Genomic DNA, 12842 nt, shown 5'->3' with positions numbered 1-12842 from the left:
CTCAGCGAACCTCGACCACGTCGCCCTGCAACCGCTGCAAGGCATCGGTGACCGGCTGGGGCAGCAACTGGCGCAGGCAGTTGTAGTGGCCGAAGCGGCAGGTACGCTCAAAGCACGGGCTGCAATCCAGGCCCAGGCGCACCACTTCGACCTTGTCGGCCAACGGCGGAGTGAAGCCTGGGGATGTGGAGCCGTACACCGCCACCAGCGGACGGTTCAGCGCCGCCGCCACATGCATCAGGCCGGAGTCGTTGGACACCACCGAGTCGGCGCACGACAACAGGTCGATGGCCTCGGCCAGAGACGTGTCGCCACTGAGGTTCACCGCCTCTTCACGCAGACCGGGGATCAGGCGCTGGCGGATGTCTTCACCCACCGAATGATCGTTCTTGGAACCGAACAACCACACCTGCCAGCCTTCGCGGATCTTCGTCTCGGCAACTTTGGCGTAATGCTCCGACGGCCAGCGCTTGGACTCGCCAAACTCGGCGCCAGGGCACAGAGCCAATACGGGCCGATCCAGGGTCAGGCCAAACTTGGCCAGCGCCGCGTCGCGGGTCACCGGGTCGATCTGCAAGCTGGGGCGCGGGTACGGCTTGGGCAGTTCAGCGCCCGGCTCGTAGGCCAAAGCCATAAAGCGTTCGATCATCAACGGGTAGCGGCCTTTATCCAGGGTGCGTACGTCATTGAGCAGCACATAGCGAAACTCGCCGCGCCAGCCGGTGCGCTTGGGGATACCGGCAAAATACGGCACCAGCGCCGACTTCAGCGAGTTAGGCAGCAGGATCGCCTGGTCGTACTGGCCCGCCATGGACTTGCCGATACGTCGGCGAGTCGCCAGCTCCAGGGCGCCGTGGCCGATCGGGAAGCTCAAGGCCTTGCGCACCTGGGGCATGCGCTCAAGGATCGGCCGGCTCCACTCAGGGGCGAGCACGTCGATCTGGCAGTCTGGATAGCGCAGGCGCAGGCACTGAAACAGTGTCTGTGCCATCACCATGTCACCGACCCAACTGGGCCCAACGATCAGAATATTCATGTAGTTTCCACAAACGATGCGGGGAGGCCTATGCCTCCCCGCCTCGATAATGACTGTAGATCGCGGTGCGCCAGGGAGCATCTTTATGTGGGAGCTGGCTTGCCTGCGATTGCATCACCTCGGTATCACTGATAAACCGAGGCGCCTGCATCGCGGGCAAGCCCGGCTCCCACATTAATCCGCATCCCATATAAAAATTGGCGTCGCCAATCAGTCGAGTTTCAATTTAAGCCCAGCGCTTGCCAGATTCGCATCACCTGTCGCCGCTCGTCGGCGAACTGGTCCCCCGCGACCGTGCCGGCCTCGTTCTGCAAAGCCTGGCGGTGCGCGGCGGAGCGGTAGGCCTTGTACACCTCACGCAGCAAATGGGCATCGGCGGCGGGCATCAGCCCGACCTGCTCCAGGCCCTCCAAAATGCGGATATTGTCGGTGTAGCGCAGCAACGATGGATGTTGCGCAGACCACGCCAAAGCCGCGTATTGCACCATAAATTCAATATCGACGATACCTCCGGCGTCCTGCTTGAGGTCGAACACCGCCGTGGCCTCGAAGGCATTGGCGCCCCTGCCGGCCGTCGTGGCCTTGGTGCCCAGGTTGTCACGCATCTTGGCACGCATCTCGCTCACCTCCTGGCGCAGCTTCTCCAAGTCCCGTTCACGCCCCAACACGTTGGCCCGTACCTGCTCGAACGCCTGGCCCACATCCTGGCTGCCTACCAGCACCCGCGCACGGATCAGGGCCTGATGTTCCCAGGTCCAGGCTTCATTTTGTTGATAGCGGTCAAACGCCCCCAGGGAACTCACCAGCAAGCCGGAGGCGCCGGAAGGTCGCAGGCGCATGTCCACTTCATACAGCTGGCCGGAGTTGGTCTGGGTGGTCAGCAGGTGAATGATGCGCTGGCCCAGGCGCGTAAAGAACTGCGCGCCATCGATCGGCTTGGCACCGTCCGTCTCGGCCTGGGGGTCGCCGTCATGGATAAACACCAAGTCCAGGTCCGAACCATGCCCCAGTTCGATGCCGCCGACTTTCCCATAACCGACAATGATGAAGCCAGGATCGCACAGGGTGCCGTCCAGGCGCTGCGGCGAGCCGTGACGGGCGACGGTCTGGCGCCAGGCCAGGGCCAGCACTTGTTCAAGAATGGCTTCGGCCAGCCAGGTGAGGTAGTCGCTGACCTTCATCAACGGCAGGCTGCCGGCGATTTCCGAGGCAGCCACCCGCAGGCGGTGCGCCAGTTTGAAATGGCGCAAGGCTTCCATCTGTTGCTCAAGGTCATCTTCGGGAATACGCGTGAGGCGCTCGCGCAACTCCGCAGCCAGTTCCGGCGCCAGCGGCGGCTTGAACAAGCGGCCTTCGTTGAGCAATTCATCCAGCAACAGCGGGAAACGGGTGATCTGTTCGGCGATCCACGGGCTGGCTGCGCACAAGGTCAACAGGCGACGCAGGGCGTCGGGGTTCTCGGTGAGCAGCACCAGGTAGGCCGAACGCCGGGCCACGGCTTCCACCAGCGGCAACACGCGTTCCAGCACCAGGTCCGGGTTGGCATGTTCGACGGCCTGGGCCAGCAGGCGCGGGATAAACGCATCCAGGCGCTCGCGCCCAAGGCGCTGCATGGCGCGCAACTGCGGGCTGGCGCGCAGGCTGGCCAAGGCCTTGAGGGCCTTGGGGGCATCGGTGAAACCGCCTTCACTCAATTGGCGACACGCGGCGTCGTCATCCTGGGATTCCTCCCACAGCGGCAACCATTCACCACCGACCACCAATTCGCTTTCTTCACCCTCTTCTTCATCAGGGTCGGCAATCACTTGGCGAAAGTGCCAGTCCACACGGCCGCGCCAGTACATCAGGCGCTCGTGGAACGCCGCCCAGTCACTGAAGCCCAGCATAAAGGCAATGCGCGCCTGGTCTTCGGGGCTGTCCGGCAGCATTTGCGTCTGGCGGTCGGCAATCGCCTGGATCGCATGTTCGGTGTAACGCAAAAACTCGTAACCGCTGCGCAGCTCGCTGATCACCGCCGCAGGCAAATAACCCTGGCCTTCCAGGGTGCCCAGCACGTTCAACAGCGGGCGTTGCTGCAGGCTGAGGTCGCGGCCGCCATGGATCAGCTGGAAGGCCTGGGCGATAAATTCCACCTCACGAATGCCGCCCGCGCCCAGCTTGATATTGTCGGCCATGCCCTTGCGCCGCACTTCCTGCTGGATCAATTGCTTCATGGTGCGCAGCGCTTCAATGGCCGAAAAGTCCAGATAACGGCGATAGACAAACGGGCGCAGCATGTCGAGCAGTTGCGCGCCAGCCACCTGGTCGCCGGCCACCACCCGCGCCTTGATCATGGCGTAGCGCTCCCAGTCCCGGCCCTGATCCTGGTAGTACTGCTCCAGCGCGTTGAAGCTGAGCACCAAGGCGCCGGCCGAACCGTAGGGACGCAGGCGCATATCGACGCGGAAGACAAAACCGTCGACGGTCATCGGGTCCAGGGCCTTGATCAGCTTTTGACCCAGGCGGATAAAGAACTCCTGATTATCCAGGGCGCGCTTCACGCCCATCGTTTCACCGCCTTCTGGATAAGCGAAGATCAAATCGATATCCGACGACAGGTTCAGCTCCACCGCACCGAGCTTGCCCATGCCGAGGATGACCATGTGCTGCGCCTCGCCGCTGCGTGCGCCGGTCGGCGTGCCGAATTGGGCGCAGTGGCGCTGGTACAGCCATTGATAGGCCTGGTCGATGCAGGCGTCGGCCATGTCGGACAGGTCGCGACAGGTTTGCACCAAATCGGCCTGGCGTGTGAGGTCGCGCCAGATGATGCGCACCTGCTGGCGCGTGCGTTGGCGGCGCAGCACACGGCCCAGCTCATCTTCTGTTTCGGCCTGTTGCACGGCGCCGGCTATCTGGCTGCACAGCTCGCCGGGCGCAAAGCCGCGGTCCAGCTCGCCCCAGGCCGCTAGCTCAAGCAACATCAAAGGGTCACGAACACTCTGTTCAATGACGAAATCACTGGCGGCGCACACGCGGGCGAAGTCGGCCCACCGTTGCGGCATCCACGCAGAAAGGCCATGATCGCCATCCAGCGCGGCCACTGCGTCACGAAATGACTGCTCGGCCCGGTTGGCGTAAGGCAACAGAATGGCCGGCAGTTCGGCCAGCGTTGGAAGGCTCATGGTCTATCCTTGATCGGCGTGTAAATGGCGTGTAGTTGTGAAGGCAAGAGCCATGCTCGGTGAAGGACTGTCGAACAAAGGTTAGAAATAGCTGAAATTAAATTAATCTTGGCAGGCAACATCAAAGTTTCACCTTTTCTTGTTCGCAATAGACCAACAATAACGATTATGCTCACCAGCAAGACCGAGCCATACGCTCAGTCTTGTGTAGTTTTACTACTCGTATATACATTCGAAAGGCTGAAATGGCCGACGATTTGTAGTAAAACTACAGGACGCCGAAGCAACCTTCGGCCATCCAAGAATTTATGTCGTCTGCCCACAAGGCCAGTCGCAAACTTCAGGCAACCGATTCTGGTAGCCTTTCCGCCCTGGAGCAAGCCATGCAAGACCTCGATCCCGTCGAAACCCAGGAATGGCTGGACGCCCTGGAATCGGTTCTCGACAAAGAAGGCGAAGACCGTGCTCACTACCTGATGACCCGTATGGGCGAACTCGCGACCCGCAGCGGCTCGCAACTGCCTTACGCCATCACTACGCCATACCGCAACACCATCCCCGTTACCCACGAAGCACGCATGCCTGGCGACCTGTTCATGGAACGCCGCATTCGCTCGCTGGTACGTTGGAACGCCATGGCGATGGTAATGCGCACGAACTTGAAAGATTCGGACCTGGGCGGTCACATCTCCAGCTTCGCTTCCAGCGCAACCCTGTATGACATCGGCTTCAACTACTTCTTCCAGGCCCCGACCGACGAACACGGCGGCGACCTGATCTACTTCCAGGGCCACACCTCGCCAGGCGTCTACGCCCGTGCGTTCATGGAAGGTCGCATCAGCGAAGAACAAATGAACAACTTCCGCCAGGAAGTCGACGGTCAGGGCCTGTCGTCCTACCCGCACCCTTGGCTGATGCCTGATTTCTGGCAGTTCCCGACCGTTTCCATGGGTCTGGGCCCGATCCAGGCGATCTACCAGGCACGCTTCATGAAGTACCTGGAAGCCCGTGGCTTCATCCCTGAAGGCAAGCAGAAAGTCTGGTGCTTCCTGGGCGACGGCGAGTGCGACGAGCCGGAATCCCTGGGCGCCATTTCCCTGGCCGGCCGCGAGAAGCTCGACAACCTGATCTTCGTCATCAACTGCAACCTGCAGCGCCTCGACGGCCCGGTTCGCGGCAACGGCAAGATCATCCAGGAACTCGAAGGCGTGTTCCGCGGTGCTCAGTGGAACGTGACCAAAGTCATCTGGGGCCGCTTCTGGGACCCACTGCTGGCCAAGGACGTCGACGGTATCCTGCAACGTCGCATGGACGAAGTCATCGACGGCGAGTACCAGAACTACAAAGCCAAAGACGGCGCGTTCGTCCGTGAGCACTTCTTCAACACGCCTGAACTCAAGGCGATGGTTGCCGACCTGTCCGACGACGAGATCTGGAAGCTCAACCGTGGCGGCCACGACCCGTACAAGGTCTACGCGGCGTACCACGAAGCGGTCAACCACAAAGAACAACCCACCGTCATCCTGGCCAAGACCATCAAGGGTTATGGCACCGGTGCCGGCGAAGCGAAGAACACCGCGCACAACACCAAGAAAGTCGATGTCGACAGCCTGAAGTTGTTCCGCGACCGCTTCGACATTCCGGTCAAGGACGAAGAGCTGGAGAACCTGCCGTTCTTCAAGCCAGAGCCAAACAGCGCCGAAGCCCGCTACCTGAGCGAGCGTCGCAGTGCACTGGGCGGTTTCGTGCCACAGCGCCGCGCCAACAGCTTCAGCGTACCGACGCCAGACCTGAGCACCCTCAAGGCTATCCTTGACGGCTCGGGCGACCGTGAAATCTCCACCACCATGGCCTTCGTGCGTATTCTGGCGCAGCTGGTCAAGGACAAGGACATCGGCCCGCGCATCGTCCCGATCATCCCGGACGAAGCCCGTACCTTCGGTATGGAAGGCATGTTCCGTCAGTTGGGCATCTACTCCTCCGTCGGCCAGCTCTACGAGCCAGTCGATAAAGACCAGGTGATGTTCTACAAGGAAGACAAGAAGGGCCAGATCCTCGAAGAAGGCATCAACGAAGCGGGCGCCATGAGCTCCTTCATCGCTGCCGGCACTTCGTACTCCAGCCATAACCAGCCAATGCTGCCGTTCTACATCTTCTACTCGATGTTCGGCTTCCAGCGTATCGGCGACCTGGCCTGGGCCGCTGGCGACAGCCGCACCCGTGGTTTCCTGATCGGCGGTACCGCCGGCCGTACCACGCTGAACGGCGAAGGCCTGCAACACGAAGACGGTCACAGCCACATCCTGGCTGCCACCATCCCGAACTGCCGCACCTTTGATCCAACCTACGGCTATGAGCTGGCGGTGATCATCCAGGACGGCATGAAGAAGATGACCGAAGAGCAGCAGGACGTTTTCTACTACATCACCGTGATGAACGAGTCCTACCAGCAGCCAGCCATGCCGGCCGGTGTGGAAGAAGGCATCATCAAGGGCATGTACCTGCTCGAAGAAGACACCAAGGAAGCGGCGCACCACGTACAGCTGATGGGCTCTGGCACCATCCTGCGCGAAGTGCGTGAAGCGGCGAAGATCCTGCGTGACGAGTTCAACGTCGGTGCCGACGTATGGAGCGTCACCAGCTTCAACGAACTGCGCCGTGATGGCCTGGCCGTGGAGCGCAGCAACCGTCTGCACCCTGGCCAGAAGCCAGCCAAGAGCTACGTCGAAGAGTGCCTGGCCGGCCGTAAGGGCCCAGTCATCGCCTCTACCGACTACATGAAACTGTTTGCTGAACAAATTCGCCAGTGGGTCCCGTCCAAGGAATTCAAAGTCCTGGGCACCGATGGTTTCGGCCGCAGTGACAGCCGCAAGAAGCTGCGTCACTTCTTCGAAGTCGACCGTCACTTCGTGGTGTTGGCAGCCCTGGAAGCCTTGGCTGACCGTGGTGAGATCGAACCTAAGGTGGTGGCTGACGCTATCGTCAAGTTCGGGATCAACCCGGAAAAACGCAACCCACTGGACTGCTGAGGAGATTTTTTGTGAGCGAACTCATTCGCGTACCTGACATCGGCAGCGGTGAAGGTGAAGTAATCGAGCTGTTTGTGAAGGTCGGCGACACCGTCGAAGCCGACCAGAGCATCCTGACCCTGGAGTCGGACAAGGCGAGCATGGAAATCCCTGCTCCCAAGGCCGGCGTGGTCAAGAGCCTGAAAGTGAAGCTGGGCGACCGCCTGAAAGAAGGCGACGAACTGCTGGAGCTGGAAATCGAAGGCGCTGCCGATGCAGCCCCTGCGGCCGCGGCTCCGGCCGCTGCTGCACCTGCACCAGCCGCTGAAAAGCCTGCCGCTGCCGAGGCTGCTCCAGCTCCGGCCGCTGCACCTGCCGCCGCGACCGTCCAGGACATTCACGTCCCGGACATCGGCTCGTCGGGCAAGGCCAAGATCATCGAGCTGCTGGTCAAGGTCGGCGATACCGTCGAAGCCGACCAGTCGCTGATCACCCTGGAGTCCGACAAGGCCTCCATGGAGATCCCATCGCCGGCTGCCGGCGTGGTGGAAAGCATTGCGGTCAAGCTCGAAGACGAAGTCGGCACCGGTGACTTCATCCTCAAGCTCAAAGTACAAGGTGCTGCGCCAGCCGCCGCACCAGCACCGGCTGCTGCTCCGGCGGCCAAGGCTGAAGCGGCACCTGCCGCTGCTGCTCCTGCGCCGGCCGCAAAAGCCGAAGCTGCGCCAGCCCCTGCGGCTGCCGCACCTGCGCCAAGCGGTGCCAAGGTTCACGCCGGCCCAGCCGTGCGTCAGCTGGCCCGTGAATTCGGCGTCGAGCTGAGCGCTGTTGCAGCCAGCGGCCCTCACGGCCGTGTGCTGAAGGAAGACGTGCAGGATTACGTCAAAGCCATGATGCAAAAAGCCAAGGAAGCTCCGGCTGCCGGCGGCGCTACCGGTGGTTCGGGCATTCCGCCGATCCGTACCGTGGATTTCAGCCGTTTCGGCGAAATCGAAGAAGTGCCGATGACCCGCCTGATGCAAATCGGCGCGGCAGGCCTGCACGCCAGCTGGCTGAACATCCCGCACGTGACCCAGTTCGACCAGGCCGATATCACCGACCTGGAAGCGTTCCGCGTTGCGCAGAAAGCCGTGGCCGAGAAGGCCGGCGTGAAGCTGACCGTGCTGCCACTGCTGCTCAAGGCCTGTGCACACCTGCTCAAGGAACTGCCGGACTTCAACAGCTCGCTGGCGCCAAGCGGCAAGGCGATCATTCGCAAGAAGTACGTGCATATCGGCTTTGCGGTCGACACCCCGGATGGCCTGCTGGTACCGGTCATCAAGAACGTCGACCAGAAGAGCCTGCTGCAACTGGCTGGCGAAGCGGCTGCGCTGGCTGCCAAGGCCCGCGACAAGAAGCTCACCCCGGACGACATGCAGGGCGCCTGCTTCACCATCTCCAGCCTCGGCCACATTGGCGGCACTGGCTTCACGCCAATCGTCAACGCGCCGGAAGTGGCGATCCTGGGTGTGTCCAAGGCCACCATCCAGCCTGTGTGGGACGGTAAAGCGTTCCAACCCAAGCTGATGCTGCCACTGTCGCTGTCCTACGATCACCGCGTGATCAACGGCGCCGCGGCTGCGCGCTTCACCCAGCGCCTGAGCCAGTTGCTGAACGACATCCGCACCATCCTGCTGTAAGTCACAGGGCCTTCCTGTTACCGGGAAGGCCCTTGCCACACCGATTTCCGAGCGCCACGCTCGTACCTCAACCCCGCCACTTGGCGGGGCTTTTTTTGCCTGTTTTTTTTGTAGGAGCGAGCTTGCTCGCGAAGATCGTCAACGATGACGCGGACCTTCTGGATAAACGCGGTGCCCTGGCGTTTTTCGCGAGCAAGAACTAGGCGTCCCCCTCGCTCCTACAGAGGACAGGCGTGAACCATCGATCACCCCAATTACAGAAAACCCTCGCGCGGCCGATAACAGGCTTATAGCACTTAGCCTTCATCCTCTCTTGTCACTGCGTGCTGCATGATGCAACCTTGCCGCAGTCGACAGTCAAGAGGGCGTGAGCCCAGCGCAGTGCGCATTTTTCCAAGCGAGTTTCCCCATGAAAAGCCAACCCGATGTCGCCCGTATGGCGGCCGAGGTAGTGACGCAATTACCGGTGCCTTCGCGCCTCGGTATGCTGCGTTTCGAGCGGCTTAATGAGGCAAGCTGGGCGCTGCTCTACCTCGACCCCAATTGCGAGCGTCAGTTTGGCCTGCCAGCGGTTGAACTCTGCGCCTTGATCGGCACGCCCTACGCCAGCCTGATGGAACCCCAGGCGCGCTATCAGTTGCACGATGCGATCCAGCAACAACTGGCCCAGAGCCCCCATTATCTGGTGCGCTACACCCTGCACACCCATGACGGCCCGCTAAGCGTTTTGGAGATGGGCGAAGCCTACAAACAACACAACCGCCACCTGGTGCGCGGCTACCTGATGGTGGTTGAGGGGCTGTTCAGCGAGATCAGCACGCCCGCCCCGACCGTCGACCTGGAAAACCAGAACAGCCGCCTGCAAATCGCCCTGGAGCTCAACCAGCGAGCGCAGCAGGAACAGTTGCAGCACCTGGAGCGGGTGCGTGCCCAGCAGGAGTTGATCCTGCTGCTGGCGCGCCAACGCTACACCACGCCCAACTCCCTGCAAGAAGCCGCTGAGCTGATCACGCGCAGCGCCTGCGACATCTACCAGATCGACTGCGCCAGCATCTGGAACCTCGAAGGCCATCACCTGGTACCGATCTCGGCCTACCACCGTGCCGATCAACAACACCACCTGCCCGAAGCCATCGACGCCAGTGGCTTCCCGGATTACCTGGAAGCCCTGCACTCGAGCCGCGCCATCGATGCCACCCATGCGCTGCGCGACCCACGTACCCGGGAAATGGCCGAAAGCCTGCGCGCCAAGGACGTCCACGCGATGCTCGATGCCAGCATCCGTGTCGATGGCCAGGTCGTCGGCGTGCTGTGCCTGGAACAAGGCGGCAGCCCGCGCGCGTGGCAGTCCGATGAGATCGCGTTCGCTGGCGAGCTGGCAGACCAGTTCGCCCAGGTCATCAACAACCACAACCGCCGCACCGCCACCAGCGCCTTGCACCTGTTCCAGCGCGCGGTAGAGCAAAGCGCCAACGCGTTCTTGCTGGTCAATTGCGATGGCGTGGTGGAGTACGTCAACCCCAGCTTCACCGCGATTACCCAGTACAGCGCCGAAGAAGTCCACGGCCATCGCCTGGCCCAACTGCCGGCCCTGGAAAACCTCAGCGAGTTGCTGTTCGACGCACCCTCGGCCCTGGCCAAAAGCAACAGCTGGCAAGGCGAGTTCAAGAGCCGCCGCAAGAACCTGGAACCCTACTGGGGCCAGTTGTCGATTTCCAAAGTGTATGGCGACAACCGCGAGTTGACCCACTACATCGGCATCTACGAAGACATTACCCAGACCAAGCTGGCGCAGCAGCGCATCGAACGCCTGGCCTACACCGACAACCTGACCAACCTGGGCAACCGACCGGCGTTCATTCGCAACCTCGACGAACGCTTTGCCCGCGACAGCGACAGCCCGATCAGCCTGCTGTTGGTGGACATCGACAACTTCAAGCGCATCAACGACAGCCTCGGCCACCAGACTGGCGACAAGTTGCTGATCAGCCTGGCGCGCCGCCTGCGCAACAGCTTGAGCAGCGGCGGCAGCCTGGCGCGTTTTGCCAGTAACGAATTCGCGGTGCTGTTGGACGAGGCCGACCTTGAGACCGGCCAGCAGGTGGCCAGCCAGTTGCTGGCCACCCTCGACAAGCCGATGTTCGTCGACAACCAGCTGATCAGCGTCACCGGCTCCGTGGGCCTGGCCTGCGCGCCGCTGCATGGCCGCGACCCGCAGACCCTGATGCGCAACGCCGGCCTGGCCCTGCACAAGGCCAAGGCCAATGGTAAGCACCAGGTGCAAGTGTTCACCGAAGCGTTGAATGCCGAGGCCAGCTACAAGCTGTTCGTGGAAAATAACCTGCGCCGTGCCCTGACCCAGAACGAACTGGACGTGTTCTACCAGCCCAAGCTGTGCCTGCGCAGCGGCCGCTTGCTGGGCATGGAAGCGCTGTTGCGCTGGAACCATCCGGAAAAGGGCATGATCCGCCCCGACCAGTTCATCAGCGTGGCCGAAGAAACCGGGCTGATTATCCCCATCGGCAAATGGATCGCGCGCCAGGCTTGCCGCATGAGCCGGCAATTGACGGCCGCAGGCCTGGGCAACTTGCAGGTGGCCATCAACCTGTCGCCCAAGCAATTCTCCGACCCGGACCTGGTGGCGTCGATTGCGACCATCCTCAAGGAGGAACAGCTGCCGGCCAACCTGCTGGAGCTGGAGCTGACCGAAGGCTTGCTGCTGGAAGCCACCGAAGACACGCGCCTGCAACTGGACCAGCTCAAGAGTTTCGGCCTGACCCTGGCGATGGACGACTTCGGCACCGGTTACTCGTCGCTGAGCTACTTGAAAAAATTCCCCATCGACATCATTAAGATTGATCGCAGCTTTATCCATGAAATCCCGGACAACCAGGACGACATGGAAATCACCTCAGCGGTGATCGCCATGGCCCACAACCTCAAGCTCAAGGTGGTGGCCGAAGGCATCGAGACCGCTGAGCAGTTGGCCTTCCTGCGCCGGCACCGTTGCGACGTGGGCCAGGGCTATCTGTTCGACCGCCCGATCCCGGGTGCCGAGCTGCTGCACAGGCTTAAACGCTACCCGCGCGGGCCAATCGCCTGACAGCGCTGTAACACTCGGGCACACTGGCTGTCTGACAATTTACTGTTACTCAACCTGACGAGAGGACTGATCATGGTCTTGCGCTCGGAAATTCTGGTGAACAAAAACGTGCTGCCTACTCAAGAACAAGCTCTGCCTGGTCGTGAAACCCCGATGAAGTTGCCCGAAACGCACTTCGTCAACGGCAACCCACTGCTGGGCCCGTTCCTGGATGACGTCGGCTTTGCGATCTTCGGCCTGGGCTGTTTCTGGGGCGCGGAACGCAAGTTCTGGCAGCGCGACGGCGTGGTCAGCACCGTGGTCGGCTACGCCGGCGGCTTTACGCCCAACCCGACTTATGAAGAAGTCTGCTCTGGCCTCACCGGCCATAGCGAAGTGGTGCTGGTGGTGTATGACCAGGCCAAGGTGAAATACGAAGACTTGCTGAAGATGTTCTGGGAACTGCACAACCCCACCCAGGGCATGCGCCAAGGCAACGACATCGGCAGCCAGTACCGTTCGGTGATCTACGCCACCACACCTGAGCAACTGGCGGCGGCCAAGGCCAGTGCCCAGGCTTATCAACAAGAGCTCAGCAAGGCCGGCCTGGGTGAGATCACCACGGAAATCGAAGAGGCCCCGACGGTGTACTTCGCCGAGGCGTATCACCAGCAGTACCTGGCGAAGAATCCACAGGGTTACTGCGGGATCGGCGGTACGGGCGTGACCTGCCCGATCTAAGGTCAACATAAAACCAAATGTGGGAGGGGGCTTGCCCCCGATAGCCATAGGTATCTACACAATTTTGTAGGTTGTCTTAGCCGACGGTAACCACGATGCGAAGCGAGCCGCTCTTGATCTTGATCTGCTTTTGAT

6 protein-coding genes are annotated in these 12842 nt (G+C 61.4%); 4 read left to right on the top strand and 2 right to left on the bottom strand.

Annotated elements, in window-relative coordinates; translation table 11 throughout:
• Position 1: 1 nt before the first annotated feature.
• Both waaF and glnE read right to left on the bottom strand, forming a co-directional pair.
• On the bottom strand, positions 2 to 1036 hold the full coding sequence (waaF, locus tag QK296_RS14620) for a lipopolysaccharide heptosyltransferase II (protein WP_282391052.1): 1035 nt from the start codon (positions 1034 to 1036) through the stop codon (positions 2 to 4).
• Positions 1037 to 1257: 221 nt separating this feature from the next.
• On the bottom strand, positions 1258 to 4197 hold the full coding sequence (glnE, locus tag QK296_RS14615) for a bifunctional [glutamate--ammonia ligase]-adenylyl-L-tyrosine phosphorylase/[glutamate--ammonia-ligase] adenylyltransferase (RefSeq protein WP_169856947.1): 2940 nt from the start codon (positions 4195 to 4197) through the stop codon (positions 1258 to 1260).
• Between the two features lie 383 nt (positions 4198 to 4580).
• Here glnE and aceE point away from each other — a divergent pair, with 383 nt between their 5' ends.
• The 4 genes from aceE to msrA all read left to right on the top strand — a co-directional run bounded on the left by aceE (position 4581) and on the right by msrA (position 12707).
• Positions 4581 to 7226 carry a pyruvate dehydrogenase (acetyl-transferring), homodimeric type gene (gene aceE / locus QK296_RS14610; protein WP_003187985.1) on the top strand — a complete coding sequence of 882 codons (2646 nt, stop codon included), beginning with the start codon at positions 4581 to 4583 and terminating at the stop codon, positions 7224 to 7226.
• A gap of 11 nt (positions 7227 to 7237) precedes the next feature.
• A complete protein-coding gene (gene aceF / locus QK296_RS14605; RefSeq protein WP_169856946.1) occupies positions 7238 to 8884 on the top strand; it encodes a dihydrolipoyllysine-residue acetyltransferase in 1647 nt (548 codons plus the stop codon).
• Positions 8885 to 9293: 409 nt separating this feature from the next.
• Positions 9294 to 11987 carry a GGDEF and EAL domain-containing protein gene (locus QK296_RS14600; RefSeq protein ID WP_282391051.1) on the top strand — a complete coding sequence of 898 codons (2694 nt, stop codon included), beginning with the start codon at positions 9294 to 9296 and terminating at the stop codon, positions 11985 to 11987.
• 72 nt (positions 11988 to 12059) lie between these two features.
• Complete coding sequence (gene msrA / locus QK296_RS14595; RefSeq protein WP_034134734.1) at positions 12060 to 12707, top strand: peptide-methionine (S)-S-oxide reductase MsrA; 648 nt, start codon at positions 12060 to 12062, stop codon at positions 12705 to 12707.
• Positions 12708 to 12842 lie beyond the last annotated feature (135 nt).

This window comes from Pseudomonas sp. AL10 (assembly GCF_029960685.1).
GTDB classification, from domain to species: Bacteria; Pseudomonadota; Gammaproteobacteria; order Pseudomonadales; family Pseudomonadaceae; genus Aquipseudomonas; species Aquipseudomonas lactis.
This window is presented reverse-complemented; position numbering and strand designations above follow the sequence as displayed.